The 16,092-nt window shown below is 60.4% G+C and carries 13 protein-coding genes; 7 read left to right on the top strand and 6 right to left on the bottom strand.

Annotated features, from left to right (window positions below; genetic code table 11):
- Positions 1 to 6: 6 nt before the first annotated feature.
- Both GRI55_RS00980 and GRI55_RS00975 read right to left on the bottom strand, forming a co-directional pair.
- The gene (locus GRI55_RS00980; RefSeq protein WP_050600435.1) at positions 7 to 333 is read right to left on the bottom strand and encodes a YnfA family protein; all 327 of its coding nucleotides are present in this window, start codon (positions 331 to 333) and stop codon (positions 7 to 9) included.
- A complete protein-coding gene (locus GRI55_RS00975; RefSeq protein WP_050600434.1) occupies positions 330 to 728 on the bottom strand; it encodes a MerR family transcriptional regulator in 399 nt (132 codons plus the stop codon). Before GRI55_RS00975 ends, GRI55_RS00980 begins: the two co-directional genes overlap by 4 nt.
- Positions 729 to 802: 74 nt before the next feature.
- On the opposite strand from GRI55_RS00975, the gene GRI55_RS00970 reads away from it, so the two are divergent.
- Complete coding sequence (locus tag GRI55_RS00970; protein ID WP_050600433.1) at positions 803 to 1,420, top strand: cation transporter; 618 nt, start codon at positions 803 to 805, stop codon at positions 1,418 to 1,420.
- 801 nt (positions 1,421 to 2,221) lie between these two features.
- On the opposite strand, the gene GRI55_RS00965 is transcribed toward GRI55_RS00970, so the two are convergent.
- The gene (locus tag GRI55_RS00965; RefSeq protein WP_050600431.1) at positions 2,222 to 4,762 is read right to left on the bottom strand and encodes an NAD-dependent epimerase/dehydratase family protein; all 2,541 of its coding nucleotides are present in this window, start codon (positions 4,760 to 4,762) and stop codon (positions 2,222 to 2,224) included.
- Positions 4,763 to 5,108: 346 nt separating this feature from the next.
- On the opposite strand from GRI55_RS00965, the gene GRI55_RS00960 reads away from it, so the two are divergent.
- The 6 genes from GRI55_RS00960 to GRI55_RS00935 all read left to right on the top strand — a co-directional run bounded on the left by GRI55_RS00960 (position 5,109) and on the right by GRI55_RS00935 (position 14,122).
- Entirely contained in the window at positions 5,109 to 5,552 is a 444-nt protein-coding gene (locus GRI55_RS00960) for a CBS domain-containing protein (protein WP_160765904.1), read from the top strand.
- Positions 5,553 to 6,134: 582 nt separating this feature from the next.
- A complete protein-coding gene (locus GRI55_RS00955; protein ID WP_160765903.1) occupies positions 6,135 to 7,370 on the top strand; it encodes a TolC family protein in 1,236 nt (411 codons plus the stop codon).
- Positions 7,367 to 8,878 carry an efflux RND transporter periplasmic adaptor subunit gene (locus GRI55_RS00950; RefSeq protein WP_160765902.1) on the top strand — a complete coding sequence of 504 codons (1,512 nt, stop codon included), beginning with the start codon at positions 7,367 to 7,369 and terminating at the stop codon, positions 8,876 to 8,878. The genes GRI55_RS00955 and GRI55_RS00950 overlap by 4 nt, the downstream gene beginning before the upstream one ends.
- Positions 8,875 to 12,042 carry an efflux RND transporter permease subunit gene (locus tag GRI55_RS00945; protein WP_160765901.1) on the top strand — a complete coding sequence of 1,056 codons (3,168 nt, stop codon included), beginning with the start codon at positions 8,875 to 8,877 and terminating at the stop codon, positions 12,040 to 12,042. The genes GRI55_RS00950 and GRI55_RS00945 overlap by 4 nt, the downstream gene beginning before the upstream one ends.
- Positions 12,021 to 12,419, top strand: coding sequence for a copper-binding protein (locus GRI55_RS00940; protein ID WP_202392308.1), 399 nt, complete (start codon positions 12,021 to 12,023; stop codon positions 12,417 to 12,419). Before GRI55_RS00945 ends, GRI55_RS00940 begins: the two co-directional genes overlap by 22 nt.
- A gap of 176 nt (positions 12,420 to 12,595) precedes the next feature.
- Entirely contained in the window at positions 12,596 to 14,122 is a 1,527-nt protein-coding gene (locus tag GRI55_RS00935; RefSeq protein WP_160765900.1) for a multicopper oxidase family protein, read from the top strand.
- Between the two features lie 19 nt (positions 14,123 to 14,141).
- Here GRI55_RS00935 and GRI55_RS00930 read toward each other — a convergent pair whose 3' ends face one another.
- From GRI55_RS00930 to GRI55_RS00920, 3 genes are all read right to left on the bottom strand, one after another.
- Complete coding sequence (locus tag GRI55_RS00930; protein WP_160765899.1) at positions 14,142 to 14,894, bottom strand: MBL fold metallo-hydrolase; 753 nt, start codon at positions 14,892 to 14,894, stop codon at positions 14,142 to 14,144.
- Positions 14,891 to 15,337, bottom strand: a complete 447-nt coding sequence (locus GRI55_RS00925) for a protein tyrosine phosphatase family protein (RefSeq protein ID WP_160765898.1) — start codon at positions 15,335 to 15,337, stop codon at positions 14,891 to 14,893. Before GRI55_RS00925 ends, GRI55_RS00930 begins: the two co-directional genes overlap by 4 nt.
- Before the next feature lie 208 nt (positions 15,338 to 15,545).
- On the bottom strand, positions 15,546 to 16,079 hold the full coding sequence (locus GRI55_RS00920; protein WP_237452366.1) for a YybH family protein: 534 nt from the start codon (positions 16,077 to 16,079) through the stop codon (positions 15,546 to 15,548).
- Positions 16,080 to 16,092 lie beyond the last annotated feature (13 nt).

Here is a 16,092-nt window from a genome sequence, read left to right as displayed (position 1 = left end):
GATCTTTCAGGCCACGCGTGGCGCGAAAAGGATGACTGTGGCACCGCCGAGGCAGATCAATGCTCCTAGCAGATCCCAGCGATCCGGCTGTGTATCTTCGACGAGCCAGAGCCAGCCAAGCGACGCGGTGATATAGACGCCGCCATAGGCGGCGAAGGCTCGCCCTGCAGCATCCGCCTCAATGCGAGCAAGGAGATAGGCGAACAACACGAGCGCCAATACTCCGGGAAGGAGCCACCAGGCGCTCCTGTCCATTCTGAACCAGGCCCAGAACGCAAAGCACCCCGCAATCTCGGCGAGCGCGGCAAGGGGATAGATCCATATCGCGTTCACGCTTCAGTCCCCTCGGCGAGCGCTTCAATGACCAGACAGGTGCCGACCGTTCCTTGCTCGCAGTTTTCCAGCATCCGGCGCAGTTCCCTTCGGAGAGCCTCCAGATCGGCAATCTTGCGGTTGACTTCGCCCAGGTGCGCTCGTGCCAGCGTGTCGACCGCATGGCAGGCCCGCGACCGGTCGTCGGCCAGTTCGAGAAGTTCGCGAATGCGCGTCATGGAAAACCCCAGGTCGCGCGCGCGGCGAATGAAATTCAGTCTCCGGGCGTGCTCGGGACCGTAGTCGCGATAGTTGGCCTGTGTGCGGGGCGGGGACGCGAGAACGCCCTCGCGTTCATAGTAACGGATGGTTTCCGCTTTTACGCCCGCCGCGCGGGCGAGTTCACCGATCCGCATAGGCTTCCCTCGATCGCTTGACCTTGTAGCGACTACAAGGTGTATAAATCGATTCGACACAAGGAGTCGAGCGAATGGGAAAAAATTGCTGCGGTCCTGTCGAGGACGTCGAGGCGAATAATGATCCGCTGTGGCGCCGTATCCTGTGGATCGCTCTCATTCTCAATGCGGTTATGTTCAGCGTCGAAATCGTGGCGGGCCTTGCTGCTGATTCGCGTGCATTGCAGGCTGACGCACTCGATTTTCTGGGCGATGCGGCAAATTACGCCATAAGTCTCTGCGTTGCCGGAATGGCGCTTGCGTGGCGCGCTTGCGCAGCCATTGCCAAAGCAGCGACCATGCTGGCGTTCGGGCTATGGGTGCTTGGCTCCGCGATCTGGGGTTTCTTTGTCGGTGCCTCGCCGGACGCCGGGACCATGGGCATTATCGGAACCGTCGCGCTTGCGGTGAATCTCGCAGTTGCCGCGATGTTGTTCCGGTTTCGCACGGGTGATGCCAACATGCGCTCGGTGTGGATTTGCTCGCGCAACGACGCGATCGGCAATGTAGCGGTTCTGGGCGCGGCGCTGGGTGTCTTCGGAACCGGGCGCGCGTGGCCCGACCTGGTCGTGGCCGCCATTATGGCCAGCCTAGCAATTTGGGGCAGTATTGAGGTATTCGGTCAAGCGCGCGGTGAGTTGCGCTCTGCTTGAGAAGGGACTCCGACAGGCAGTTACGTGATAGCACGACCTCTGCTGGCTTACGCTAACTTCCTTTCAAAGCCCATTGAAGGCCAACCGCTTTCAATTATTGCAGGTGACCGCATGAGTACTGGTCCATCAAAACCATCCTTGCGGTGGACTCCGGAGACGGTGATGTTTTCGGCGGCCGGGTAACGATTGTCTCTCCTGATGGTGACAGTCTTGATGCAATTCGTCGCGCTGCTCATCCCGGCGACCGCTGCTCATTAGGAATCACTTTCGCTCGCTTCGACTAGGCTGACCCAAGTCCCATTTTTCGTGAGAGCCAAAGGGTCGCGGTCGGGACAAGAACCCACATGATTATGGGAACGAGTCCGATCTTTGTCCCAGGGACTAGCGGCATAGTGGGACTGTAGGTCCAGCCCCAGGCAGCCCCAACGGCCAATATTTCGACCACGGATGTTATCGCGAGACCGATGGCGAGATAGATAAGGAAGCGGGATATTGGCCAGTCGACAAGCCAAGGTGTTCGGCGGTTTCCCAACGAGGCGCCCAGATAGGCCGCCACCATGATACCCGCGTCACCGAACGATGCCAGACCACATCGGTATGCGGCTTCAACAGGACCAAGCCCGTCAGTGCTGTAGAACGGGAGCTGGAACATTTCCCAGGCGAAGGCAATCAGTCCGCCGAAAATGGCGATCCACAGGGCGGGATGCGCGCCCCGCCACACTGCTTCGGGCCTACCCGTATTAATAGGCTCCAAAGCTCACCATCCTATTGCATTGGCTCCGCCATCGCCATGCCGATCCGCTAAACAACGAACCGGTCCCAGCTTCCGTAATGTTCGTCGCTCCGATGCCCTCTTGGCAGGCTCAGTACAATCAGAAGCGCTCCGAGCATCGTACCGACAACGTTGCCAACAGTACTGGCGCCTCCGTCCATAAGCCACGGAGCCACGATGAGCCAGGCACCGAACGCGACGTTGAGAAAGCGCAATGGCCTTGCGACCTCCGCCATGGCAATTACCGATACCGTGATGACCAGCGCGCCGACCAGATGGTCGCTGTCAGCAAGAGGCGGTACATTCCCAAGAACGAGCCTGGAGAACATCAGGAAAGCACCGATCAGCACACTGATGGCCAATGTCCATGGGACCGTGACCCCGCGCGCCGCCGAACCGCCGATCGCCGCGAGCGGAGCATCGAAACCGGGATGTGAGTCCTTGCTGCCGCCTGGCAGCGCGTCGCCGCGGAAGAACGAGCGCCAGAACGGTCGCCCGCGCCGCGTGTTGAGAACCAGGAACTGGCCCATCGCGACCAGCTCGTCGAGCGAATAGGGGATCATGATCAGCATCGCGGCCGCCGCCATGAGGCAGATCGTGCAATAGGTGCCGATCATGATCGGCTGGATGATGATGAAGTAGATGCTGATCACGCCGAGGGGCACGACGACGATGCCGAACAGTGTCACCATCCAGGGCATGGTCCGCCAGCGGGCCCTGCCGCCCATGACGCCCATCAGGATCTCGAACATGTAGCTCATCGCACCGATGCCGCCATCGGCCACCGGCCAGGCCTTGGAGACATCGGAGGTAATGATGTATTCGGTCCCGTTGAGCGCGCTTGGCGAAGCGAAGAACGGCTCCCACACGCCGTCGATATGGCCGAGCTGATATGCCGTGAGGATACGTGAAAGAAAGAAACCGACGGCGCCGAGAATAATGATCGGCATGCGCTGGACATAGGTCGAGGGCGAATAGGTCCAACCCGGCGGCACGTCGCTGTCGTCCATCATGCCTTCCGGAGCCATGCCCGGCATCATGGGCACCAGGATGGTGAAAGCGATCACCAGTGCGCCGATGAAAGTGTCGTTGGCATAGACGGCAGCATCGGGCGTCCAGAACAGCAACGGGGCGCCGAGCAGCCAGATGCCGATACAGGTGTTCGCCCATTGCGCCCAGCCTCCGCGCGGCGAAAGGGAAATGGCCGCGAAGATCATGATCAGCACGCCGCTCACCAAATCGTTCCAGGCTGTCAGCCAGCTTCGTAGCGCGGGATCCCAGAGATCGCGATCCTCGGTTATGCGCGTGACTGCAGCGGTAAATTCGCTCTGGTCGAAGGTCCCGAAGACAAACGGTGTGGTCGCGAGCCATAGGCCGAGCAACATCGTAAACCAATGAACCCAGAGCATGTTGAAATGCATCTTGCGCATGTGACCGGCGTGGTCCGCCAGAGCATCTTCGCTTAGCGGGGCAGGCTCTGCCTCATCGGCTTCATCGAAATTGCTGCCGGCCACCCGCGCGGCATTGAGCTTGTTCTCAGCGTACCAGGCCGAAGGATCGGCTTTCAGACCTTCGACGATCCGCGGGAGGGCGGTCCTCAGCCTGTGCTGCGGCGTCCAGTCCAGCCTTTCCCGCGCATTGCTGAGATCGAGTTCGTAGTGGTCGTCCGAAATGTCCACCATCCACGGCCGGATGAAAGTCTCTTCGCCAAGCACTTCGTTTTCGACCCAGGCGCCGGTCTTGGCGAGGCCCTTCGGCACCGTGCGCGTCGTCCAGTCCTCATCGTGGATCAGGCGTCCAAGCGACTTTTGCAGTTCGCCATAGGACATCACGTCATCTTCGCCGAGAAGAACCGGCCATTCACTGGGAAGCTCGCTCCGCCGGTCGACGATTCGCTCGATCCCGTCGAGCAAATCCTCAAGGTGCAAATATGGCTGTCCGGTGTCGAGGTCACCGGGATAGACGCGGGCGCTCGGCCGCTTCTCGTAAATTCGCGCGACCTGCTGTGCCAGAAACGCCGAATGGCCTTCATCGTCGTATACGCCCGCAGGCCGCACGAAGACCGCATCGATGTCGCCGCGCTTCTCGCGGATCAACTGCTCGGTGCGGACCTTCGATTCGCGGTAGGGCAGATCCGTGTCCAGCGGCGAGGTCTCGTCGATCAGCCCGCCGCCCTTGATGGGGGCATGGGCCAGCATCGTGCTCACGAACACGAACTGGTCGATTTCGAAATCCTGAAGTGCGTCGAGCAATCGACCGGTTCCCTTGACCGTCACCGCGTCATATTTGGGGTTCGGTTCACCGGTAAGATCGAAATAGGCAGCAAGGTGGACGAAGGAGGCGATCCTTTTGCCATAGGCGGTTCGAACGCGTTCGAAGGCGGCATCGATGCTCGCCTGGTCGGTGACATCGACACAGACGCATTCGGCCTCTGCCGGGGGATGGGGAGCGGCGTCGCGGTCGAATCCGATCACGCGGTATCTCGCTGCAAGCTTCTTTACGATGGCTGAGCCGATATAGCCGCTCGAGCCAGTAACGATCACGACAGGTTTATCGGAGTTGTCAGTCAAGATATGATCCTTGCTTCGACTTTGAACGACCTCACGACCCTTGAGCGGTGCCTAAAAACCTCAATCTAACAGAGTTTCCAACCCGAAAGCGTGCGGGAAAACGCAGTCCTTCTCCCTGTTACGAAATAACGATCGATTTCCCTCACATCGAGAGCAATTTCCGCAGCGAGCGGGCATTGGATTTAACTAACGGCACCCTTCCTGCCGAGCCTCGGGTTTCCTCGGCAGCCGATAATACGGACCAGCGCGAAAGACCAACGAGTCGGCTTTGAAATAGGAACACATGGTAAGGGGAGACCGTAGTTCTGTCATATCAAACTACAATTTTCGAAGAGTAGGAGGCGACATGAAGGCCCAAGACGTAATGACATCGAACCCCGCATGCTGCAATCCATCGAGCACCGTGCAAGAGGCAGCTTTACTGATGGTCGATAATGATTGCGGCCAAATCCCCGTTGTCGACGATTCCGGCGCTTTGGTGGGTGTGGTGACCGACAGGGACATCGCATGCCGCTGTGTCGCCAAAGGGAATTCTTCCGATCAACGCGTCGAGGAGGTGATGACATCGTCACCTGTTACTGTCACCGCCGATGTCAGCGTCGACGAATGCTGCACTAAGATGGAAGACAATCAGGTCCGTCGGCTTCCTGTGGTCGATAACGAGGGCAAATGTTGCGGCATCGTTGCGCAGGCCGATATCGCCAGAAGTGCAGCCAAGAAGGAAACCGGCGACCTCGTGCGCGAGGTATCCGAAGCTAGTTCGGAGCCAGCTTCGGCGGGGTGCTGCTAGTCACAAAAGACTATTTATTTCAAGCGGTTAATGCGGACGGGGCGATCTGATTGGTCCCCGTCCGCCATCACTCGTTACTTGCCAATCGCCTCGCCCCCGACTATCTGGGGCCGGTGAAGTTCATTCGTACCTTGACCTTAATCCTTTTCGGATTTGGACTTTTCGTCCAGGTTGGGGCGAATGCAGCAGCCCTTCCTCAGATTGAGGCGGAGGCGATGAGCGATTGTGCCGAGATGGCCGATAGCGAGACTTCCCGCGATCCTGCAGGACCATGTTCCAACATGACGCTCGATTGCGTGATTGCCATGAATTGCTTGCCGCCTCTGGCTCTGTCGGCAGCGACTGAAATGGAGGGCGCGCCCCTTCGCTTGATGCCGAGCTACCTTGTTTCTGCGGCCCCGTGGTTTCAAACAGATTCACCACGACCGGAATCACCCCCTCCAAAACCAATCCTCACCGTCTAGTTTTTCCTGAAGGCGCGCTGCGCTTTTTGCGAGACTGACGAACGATGCAACCGCACGAACCGGTATCGCCGGTGCGGTATGTTTTGTCTTGTCAGCTCGCTCTGCACGAGTGAGATTTATGAATTGGCGAATTGGTTGGGTGCCGTTTTCGGCGCTGCTCGTCGCTCAGACTGCGCAAGCGCAGTCGGTCGGCTATGAAGAAACCCTTGCGGCGGCGCGGGCGGAACAGCCCATGCTCGAAGCGGGCGCATTCCGCATACAGGCGAGGCGCGATGCTGCCGAAGCAGCGGACGAATTGCCCGACCCACGCGTTCGTGCAGGCGTGATGAACTTGCCGGTCACCGGACCGGCCGCATTTGATCCGTATGCGCAATTGCCGACGCAGCTTGCGGTTGGCGTCGAACAGGAAATTCCCAACCTTGCCAGGCGGCGAGCGCGATACGGCCTTGCCGGATCCGAAATCGGTATTGCCGAAGCCCGTCTTGGCTTGTCCGAACGTTCGATCCTCGTCGACGCGGGGACGGCTTGGATCGGCCTGTATTACGCCCAGCAACGCCTCGCTCTTGCGCGCGACGCTCTGGACGGCTTGAGAGATTTCGTTCCGGTCGCCGTCAGCGCCGTGGCTTCAGGATCGGCCAGACCTGCCGAAAGCCTCGCGATCCGGCGTGAGCTTCTTGAAATCGAGGATGCCATTACCCGGATCGAGGCCGCGCGCGCAACCGCTCGCGCCCGGCTGCAGCGCTATATCGCCGAAAGCGAGCCTGTCGCTGCGGGGGCCGCTCCCCGAGCTACCGTGGACCCGGAAGGCCTTCGGTTCACGTTGGAGGCCAATCCGCAATTGCGCTTGGCGGATGCAGAGCAACGTCGTGCTGAGGCTGCAGCCGATCTGGCGCGCGCTGAAAAACGGCCCGATTTCGGTGTCAGCGTGACTTATGGTCACCGTAATCCCGATTTCGGCAGTGCCGTATCGGTCATGGGATCGGTCACTTTGCCCATCTTCACCGACAGGCGGCAGAACCCGCGCATCGCGGCAGCCGAAGCAGACGCTGCTGCCGCCTCGGCTGAGCGCGTCGATCGCCTGAGAGCGATCAGGGCCCGGTTCGAAGCCGATCTGGCTGCGTGGCGCAGCGCGGTGCAGCAGTGGGAACGTGCGAGGGACGAGCTTCTACCGCTCGCGCATGACCGTGCCGAACTCGAAACCGCCAGCTTCGCTGCTGGCCGCGCCGACCTCGTTGATGTGATCGCGGCCAAATCTGCGCTGGCATTGCTCGAACTCGAGATTCTCGAACGCGAACAGATGGCTGTCGAAGCCGCTGCAACTCTAAGTCTTACTTATGGGGAGGACAGGCCATGAAAGCCGTGTTCGAACGTCTTTCTCCGCGCCAGCGCTCTTATGCAGCGGCGGCCGGTATTGCCTTGGTCAGCCTAGGGGCTGGCTACGGTCTGTCGATGCTCGGCGGCGGTAGCGATGGCGGTGACGCCGCTGCCGATACCGGCTGCGAAGAAGTGCTCTACTGGTACGATCCGATGGTGCCCGATCAGCGCTTCGACGAGCCGGGCAAATCCCCCTTTATGGATATGCAGCTGGTCCCGAAATGCGCGGGCGGTGATGCGCAGGCCGGCGAGGGTGTCAGCATCGATTCCGCATTGGTCCAGAACTTCGGCATTCGCACTGCCGAGGCCGAATACGGCGTGCTGGAACCGGAAACCACGGTAACTGGCACGCTTGCCTACAATGGCAGCGAGGTTGCGATCGTCCAGCCTCGCGCGGGCGGCTATGTTCAGCGGACGTATGGCCACGCCCCGCAGGATCTTATCGCACGAGGCGCGCCAATCGTCGACCTGCTGGTGCCCGAGTGGGGCGGCGCCCAGCAGGAATTTCTTGCCGTAGCAGCTACCGGCGACGCGGCGCTTACCAATGCTGCCCGTCAACGTCTGCGACTGCTTGGGATGCCGGAAGGCGTGATCTCCTCGGTGGCTCGAAGCGGCAGACCGGAATCGACAATCACTGTCACCGCGCCGCAATCGGGTGCGATTACCTCGCTCGGTGTCAGGCCGGGCATGACCGTGATGGCAGGGCAAAGCCTCGCCGAGATCAGCGGCTATAGCTCAATCTGGCTCGAAGCCGCCGTGCCCGAGGCGCTTGCGGGAAGCGCTCGCGTGGGACAGCCGGTAAGCGCGACGCTCACGGCTTTTCCCGGAGAGCGATTTGCCGGACGGATCATTGCCATCCTGCCCAGTGCGCAGGAGGCAAGCAGGACGATTACCGTGCGCGCGGCGATGCCCAACCCCGGGCTTCGCCTGAAACCGGGCATGTTTGCGCAGGTCATGATTGCTCCTGAACGGCGTGAAGCATTGCTCATCCCGTCGGAGGCGGTGATCCGCACCGGCGAACGCACGCTGGTTATGATTTCTCAGGAAGGCGGAGGATACCGCCCTGCCGAAGTCCGGATCGGGCGAGAAGCTGGCGGTCGGACCGAAGTTCTTGCGGGGCTGGCGGAAGGGGAGGAGGTGGTTACCTCCGGGCAGTTCCTGCTTGATTCCGAAGCCAGCCTTGCCGGTATCGATGTGCGTCCCATCGATGATGCACCAACCACTGGCGGGGAAAAAGAAACGCAGGCGGATGCTGACGAACCGCGCACCTATCGAGCCACCGGCACGATCGAACGCATCACTGCCCGCAGCATCACCTTGCGGCACGGGCCGGTCGAAGCCCTGGAATGGCCAGCCATGACGATGGGTTTTGCCACTGAAGGTCCGGCCCAGGTTCGCGGTTTCCAACGCGGCGACCGGGTAACCTTTACCTTCGTTCAGGCGAGCACCGGTCCGCGCATCGTCTCGATCCGGAAGACCGGCCAATGATCGCGCGGATCATTGAAAGTTCGATTGCCAACCGCCTGTTCGTGGTTCTGGCGGCGATCGGTCTGGCGCTCGCCGGCTTCTGGGCCGTGCGGACCACTCCTGTCGATGCGCTGCCCGATTTGTCGGATGTACAGGTTGTCATCCGCTCGAACTATGCCGGGCAGGCTCCGCGTATCGTCGAGGACCAGGTCACCTATCCGCTGGCGACGACCATGCTCTCGGTGCCGGGGGCGAAGACCGTGCGAGGCTATTCGTTTTTCGGCGATAGCTATGTCTATGTGATTTTCGAGGACGGGACCGATCTCTACTGGGCGCGCTCGCGCGTGCTCGAATACCTCAACCAGGTCCAGAACCGCTTGCCTGACGGAGTCGAAAGTACTCTCGGCCCTGACGCGACCGGCGTGGGATGGATCTACGAATACGCCTTGGTCGACCGCAGCGGCGGCCACGATCTGGCCGGACTGCGCAGCCTGCAGGACTGGTTCCTGCGCTACGAGCTGAAGACTATACCTGGGATCGCCGAGGTCGCCAGTGTGGGCGGCATGGTCAAGCAGTACCAGATCGTGCTCGACCCCTACCGCATGGCTTCCTTCGGAGTGACCCACGGCCAAATCGTGAGCGCGATCCAGGCAGGCAACCAGGAGGCAGGCGGTTCCATCGTCGAGATGGGCGAAGCGGAATTCATGGTGCGTTCGTCGGGCTATCTCGGCAGTCTCGATGATTTCCGCTCGATCCCTTTGCGCGCCGAAGCGGGCGGTGTGCCGGTGACGCTTGGCGATGTCGCCAATGTGCAAATCGGCCCCGAACTGCGCCGCGGTATCGCCGAGCTGAACGGCCAGGGCGAAGTCGCAGGCGGCATCGTCATTCTGCGGCAAGGCGCCGACGCGCGCGGTGCGATCGAGGCGGTGGAGGCAAAGCTCGAACAGCTGCGCGCGAGCCTGCCCGACGGGGTCGAGATCGTCACCACCTATGACCGTTCGCAGTTGATCGATGCCTCGGTCGATAACCTCACCACCAAGCTGATCGAGGAATTCGTCGTCGTTGCGCTCGTGTGCCTGCTGTTTCTGTGGCACGCCCGCTCTGCGCTGGTCGCCGTGGTGACCTTGCCGCTGGGTGTTCTGGCAGCCTTTCTGGTGATGCGCTTCCAGGGCGTGAACGCCAACATCATGTCGCTTGGCGGCATCGCCATTGCGATCGGCGCGATGGTCGATGCGGCGGTCGTGATGATCGAGAACGCGCACAAGCACATCGAGCGATGGACCGAGGAAAATCCCGATACGGTCATGTCGGGTGAGGAGCGTTGGCGGATCGTCGCAGATGCTTCCAAGGAAGTCGGTCCGGCGCTGTTTTTCAGCCTGCTGATTATCACCCTTTCGTTCCTGCCGGTCTTCACTTTGCAGGCACAGGAGGGACGGCTCTTCGCTCCGCTGGCCTTCACCAAGACCTACGCGATGGCAGCGGCTGCAATCCTCTCGATCACGCTGGTTCCGGTCCTCATGGGATGGCTGATCCGCGGCAAGATACCGCGGGAAGACAGCAACCCGATCAACAAGGCGCTGACCCGTGCCTATCGTCCGGGGCTCGACTGGGTGATGCGGCGTCCGAAGGCGACGCTGGTCATCGCAGGACTGATATTCGCGACGACGCTGGTGCCTTTTACGCGGCTGGGCGGCGAGTTTCTCCCGCCGCTCGACGAGGGCGATCTTCTCTACATGCCGAGCGCGCTTCCCGGACTTTCACCGGGGGAAGCCTCGGCCCTGCTTCAGCGGACCGACCGCCTGATCAAAACGGTGCCCGAAGTCGATACCGTTTTCGGCAAGGCGGGCCGCGCTGATACGGCCACCGATCCCGCGCCGCTGACGATGTTCGAGACGACGATCAGCTTCAAGCCGCGTGAGGAATGGCGCGAAGGGATGACGCCTGACAAGCTGGTGGAAGAACTCGATCGCGTGGTCCGGGTTCCGGGCCTCGCCAATGTCTGGGTGCCCCCAATCCGCAACCGCATCGACATGCTCGCCACCGGCATAAAGAGCCCCATCGGGGTCAAGGTCTCGGGCGAAGATTTGGGCGAAATCGAACGAGTGGCGCTACAGGTCGAACAGATTGCGAAGGAGGTGCCGGGCGTCAGTTCGGCCCTGGCCGAAAGGCTTTCAGGCGGGCGCTATGTCGATGTCGATATCAATCGTCTGGAAGCAGCCCGCTACGGGCTCAACATCGCCGATGTGCAGCAGATTGTATCGGGCGCGATCGGCGGCGCAAATGTCGCGCGTACGGTGGAGGGGTTGGCCCGTTATCCGGCCAACGTCCGCTATCCGCGCGAGATTCGCGACAGCGTCGATGAGCTGCGCAATCTTCCGGTTCTAACCCCCGCGGGACAGCAGATTACGCTTGGTACAGTGGCGGACGTCCGCGTGACCAGCGGGCCGCCCATGCTCAAGAGCGAGCAAGGCCGGCCGACGAGCTATGTCTATGTCGATGTACGCGGGCGCGACCTCACCTCGGTGGTGGGCGATTTGCAGGAGGCAATCGGTGCCGAGGTCGATCTGCCCGCCGGCGTCAGCCTGTCCTATGCTGGGCAGTTCGAATATTTGACGCGCGCTTACGAGCGGTTGCAGATCGTCGTACCGGCAACACTCGCGATCATCTTCCTGCTGCTCTACCTGATCTTCCGCCGCTTCGACGAGGCGCTGCTGATCATGGGCACGCTGCCATTTGCGCTTACCGGCGGGTTCTGGCTGCTCTACCTGATGGGATACAACCAGTCCGTTGCCACCGCCGTCGGGTTCATTGCGCTGGCAGGGGTGTCGGCGGAATTCGGAGTGGTCATGCTGATCTACCTGAAGGCCGCGCTGGAACGGAGAGAGGGCGAGCTGGATGCCGACGAGGTATCGGCAGCCATCCGCGAAGGCGCGCTGCTGCGCGTCCGGCCCAAGGCGATGACCGTCGCCGTTATCCTCGCCGGCCTGTTCCCGATCCTGATCGGCGCCGGTGCCGGATCCGAGGTGATGAGCCGTATTGCGGCCCCGATGATCGGCGGGATGATCACCGCTCCGCTGCTTTCAATGTTCGTACTTCCCGCCGCCTATCTGATGATGCGGCGTCCCCGGACCAATCGGTCCAAACCCCTCGAAGGAGAAGAAGAATGCGTATTACAACCCTCGTGACCTTGCTGGCAGCGCCCTTGGCACTCGCCGCGTGTGGCTCCGGCAACGACACCGAAATGATGGACGACACGGCCATGGCGGACGGCCAGATGGCAGACGGTCAGATGCCGATGGGCGATGGCGACATGCCTATGATGGGATCGGATAGCGCGATGCAGACCGCCAGTGCGGAAGGAACCGTGACCGCCATCGATGCCGATGCAGGAACGATCACTGTCGATCACGGCGCTGTCCCCGCGATCGAATGGCCCGCCATGACGATGGCGTTCGACGCCGACGAGCAGCTGCGTCAGGACGTGGCGGTTGGCGACACGATCTCGTTCGACTTCACCACCGGTGAAGGCGGCAACACGATCACTTCGATCACCAAGCAGTAATTTGCGAACCGGCCCCGGATCGTATTCCGGGGCCGGTATAATTAGGAAAAGTTCGATGATGAATGGTGACATGCCAGCGGCCATGATGGGGATCATGGGTCTGTTCTGCTTATTGCTGACCATGCTGCTGGTGTTGGGCATCGCTGCGCTGATCAAATATCTCCGGAGCAAGTAAGATGGACCAGTGGTCGATTGCATCCAGCCTCAACCGTCGTGCCTTGCTGCGACGGGCTGGCACAGCGGCTGCCGGCCTCGTGGCACTTCCCTTGTCTGCATGCGAAGCGCAAAATTCGCTGTTTAGTGCCGATGGAGCCGGCGCCAATCCGCTCGCCATTCCCGAGCTCAATCAGGGAATTGTCGAACAAGGCGAACGGGTCTTTCGACTGTCGATATCCGCGGGGCAGAAGGAATTCGTTCCCGGGGTCGTTTCGCCTACGATCGGTATAAACGCGCCTTATCTTGGTCCGACATTGGAGATGCGCCGCGGCGAGCGGGTCCGGTTGCATGTCGACAACGGCTTGGACGACGGCGCGACAGTCCACTGGCACGGGTTCGAGCTTCCCGCCGCTGCGGATGGCGGACCGCACCAGCTTATCCGCCCCGGCGCGCGCTGGAGCCCGTCTTTCGAAGTTCGCCAGCGTGCCTCTCTCTATTGGTATCATTCGCACCTGCATCGCGGCACGGGACCGCAGGTCTATGCTGGTCTTGCCGCGCCGATCTATGTCCGTGATGATGAAGAGGACGCGCTGGACCTGCCGAGCGAATACGGCGTGGATGATATTCCGCTTATCGTTCAGGACCGCGTGCTCGATAACTCCGGCAAGCTCCTCTATCCGCAGAATATGCATGCGCAAATGATGGGCGTGCGCGGGGATCGACTCTACGTCAATGGCACGCAAAACGCGGTGTTTGACGCTCGGACCGGCCTGTTACGTTTGCGTATCCTCAATGGATCGAACGCTCGTTTCTACGATTTCTCGCTGTCCGGTGGTCAGACCATGCAGATCATCGCCAGTGATGGTGGCTTGCTGGAGCGTCCGCGTGCGGTCCGCTCGCTCAGGCTCGCACCAGGTGAGCGGGCGCAGATCCTCGTCGATCTTTCCGAGGGGCGCCCTCTCAGCCTTGTGGCGACCAGTCCGGACAATTCGATGGGCATGATGGGCGGCGACGGCGGCGGTATGATGGGCCGACGCCGCGACGATACCGAGATGGACGAGCCGTTCCGCGTCCTCGACATCAGACCCTCTGACTCCTCGCCGCAAAGGAAACTGCCGTCGCAGCTTGCTCCGCTACCAGCACTCGACCCTTCACTTGCAGTACGAACCCGGCGGTTTGTGCTCGATATGGGAATGATGGGCGGCGGGATGTCTATCAATGGTGCCAGCATGGACATGAATGTCATCAGCGAGCGGGTGCCCGTCGGTCAGTGGGAAATCTGGGAAATCGCCAATGCTTCGATGATGGCGCATCCCTTTCATATTCATAACGCGCAGTTTCGCGTGATCGACCGCAACGGCCGAACTCCGCCGCCATTGGAGACTGGTTACAAGGATACGGTTATTGTCGACCCGCGCGAGCAAGTGCGCCTGCTATTACGGTTTGAGGAACACACGGACCCGGATTTGCCGTATATGTATCACTGCCACATTCTCGAGCATGAGGATGCCGGAATGATGGGGCAGTTCGTCGTCGTGGACAGCTAAGAAGGGTCAACGATGGGTATTAGCCCTGCGGCGATTTTCCGCCGATCTTATGCAGATGCTCAACCGCTTCTTCCACGCAGTCACCGCACTTTGAATTGGCAGGGACGGCGACATCGATCTTCTTGGGATAGGGCAAGTCGAGTTCGGCCATGATCCGCTGGAACTCGGAAAGCGAAATTTCGTCGTTCAATCGAGGATTGCGCGTACGCTCTTGCATGATGGTCGAGACCCGGCGGCCTGAATAATCGTGCGCGGGGTAGACCAGCGTATCTTCCGGCAAAGCGAACAGCTTTTCGCGAACTGACTTGTACAAGGTCGCGGAATCGCCGTTCTGGAAATCGGTGCGACCGCATCCATCAATGAGCAGCGCATCGCCGGTGAAGACCTGCGTATGGCCGCCTTGCTCTATTACGTAACTATGATGCTTGTCGGTATGTCCGGGGGTGAACAAGGCGCGAATGGTCAGTTCGCCGACGGACAACGGCGCTTCCTCGCTCACTTCAACATCGGCGCAAGAAAGATTGTCATCAGCCGGATAGGCAACCTTGCACCCGGTCAGGCTTCGTAGCCGACACGCTCCCGTGATGTGGTCAGCGTGGATGTGCGTGTCGAGTGTGAAAGACAGGGTTAGGCCTAGGGCAGTGACCGCCTCCATATCCCTGTCGCACGTCTCGATTACCGGATCGAGTAAAACGGCTTTGCCGGTGTTCTCGCATCCGATCAGATAGGTGTAAGTCGACGATTCCGGTTCGACGAGCTGCCTGAAAATCATTGCGCGCCTGCCTCATTTGCATTGAGCAGTGGCAGTAAATCACCTTCACTGATTTCCAGCCCGGCGTCGCCGCCTCTTTTCGCTGCTGTGGCGGCGTCACCCTCGTTTTGAAGCGCCCAGGACGCAAGACCCATCAAGCTAGCCCGACGTCCACTGGCGCAGTGAATGGCCACAGGACGGGGAAGCTGTACAAGTCTGGTCGCAAAGTCCTTCGCGTTCTCAGCCGTCAAATCTGGTGGAGAAACGGGATAGTGAAGGTAATCCAATCCGTTTTCGCGCGCTTCTTCCGCTTCGGCCTGCGGGCTCAGCTTTTCGCCTTGCTCGCCTGCCTGCCTCAAATTGACAATCGATTTGAAACCATCGTCCGCAAGGGTTTGAAGGTCGTCTGCTGCGGGCGGGAATGTCAGCAGGGAGAGGTTCTCGTCAATTTGCGCGCGGTCCATCGTGGCTTTCCTTTGGGTGTTTTGAATACGACAATCCAACCTTTGCCTCGCAGCCGGGTTCCGCTTGCCTGTTCCAGCTTTCGCCCCCTTCGATGGCGCAGATCTCGGTCGATATTTGGGGCCACGCAACCTGCGAATTCCGACCGCCTGCGTTCCAACCGGGAGCGGTCGACCTGACATCAAATCGCGCACGGTAGAGTTATCGCGGTTATCTCGGAGCGCGCGAAGAGGAATGGTACTGAACGATCTTCCATCCATCAGCGTCGTGAGTCAAAACCGAGGTGGCAACGCCTTCGCGATCGATCACGCGTCCGTCGGCAAGTTCGATCCGGTAAGTGTATGTTTCGCGGCCAAACGCCATGTGCCCCATTCGCGTCACCGCAAGAGTGGGATTGCCAAAGGTGAAGCTGGTAATCGCATCAAGTTCGGGGCCGAGGTGATGTTCCATATAATGCGTGAAGCTGCCTTCATCTTTGCCGTTTTCATAGATGAAGGAGTCCTCGGCAAACAGCGCGGCCATGGCATCCGCATCGCGCGCTGTCAGCGCTTGACGGTAGGAGGTGAGCGCTGCTTCCGCTCCGGCGATATCATCGTTCATGGCAGCCATATGCGCGGCATGGTCCATCGGCTTCGTAGTTACCTGTTCGGCATGTGCTGAATGATCCATGGACTGCGCCATTGCCGGCACGCCATTTGCGATCATGACCAGAGCGGCCACGCTTATGGGCAGTTTGTTACGCATAATATTTCCTCTT

The organism is Qipengyuania citrea, assembly GCF_009828015.1.
Lineage (GTDB): Bacteria > Pseudomonadota > Alphaproteobacteria > Sphingomonadales > Sphingomonadaceae > Qipengyuania > Qipengyuania citrea.
This window is presented reverse-complemented; position numbering and strand designations above follow the sequence as displayed.

Excerpts from the sequence above, each read along its gene's own strand:
- GRI55_RS00935 (WP_160765900.1), top strand. The coding sequence starts at position 12,596 with ATGGACCAGTGGTCGATTGCATCCAGCCTCAACCGTCGTGCCTTGCTG.
- GRI55_RS00945 (WP_160765901.1), top strand. The coding sequence starts at position 8,875 with ATGATCGCGCGGATCATTGAAAGTTCGATTGCCAACCGCCTGTTCGTG.
- GRI55_RS00955 (WP_160765903.1), top strand. The coding sequence starts at position 6,135 with ATGAATTGGCGAATTGGTTGGGTGCCGTTTTCGGCGCTGCTCGTCGCT.
- GRI55_RS00960 (WP_160765904.1), top strand. The coding sequence starts at position 5,109 with ATGAAGGCCCAAGACGTAATGACATCGAACCCCGCATGCTGCAATCCA.
- GRI55_RS00925 (WP_160765898.1), bottom strand. The coding sequence starts at position 15,337 with ATGGACCGCGCGCAAATTGACGAGAACCTCTCCCTGCTGACATTCCCG.
- GRI55_RS00950 (WP_160765902.1), top strand. The coding sequence starts at position 7,367 with ATGAAAGCCGTGTTCGAACGTCTTTCTCCGCGCCAGCGCTCTTATGCA.
- GRI55_RS00975 (WP_050600434.1), bottom strand. The coding sequence starts at position 728 with ATGCGGATCGGTGAACTCGCCCGCGCGGCGGGCGTAAAAGCGGAAACC.
- GRI55_RS00920 (WP_237452366.1), bottom strand. The coding sequence starts at position 16,079 with ATGCGTAACAAACTGCCCATAAGCGTGGCCGCTCTGGTCATGATCGCA.
- GRI55_RS00970 (WP_050600433.1), top strand. The coding sequence starts at position 803 with ATGGGAAAAAATTGCTGCGGTCCTGTCGAGGACGTCGAGGCGAATAAT.
- GRI55_RS00940 (WP_202392308.1), top strand. The coding sequence starts at position 12,021 with ATGCGTATTACAACCCTCGTGACCTTGCTGGCAGCGCCCTTGGCACTC.
- GRI55_RS00930 (WP_160765899.1), bottom strand. The coding sequence starts at position 14,894 with ATGATTTTCAGGCAGCTCGTCGAACCGGAATCGTCGACTTACACCTAT.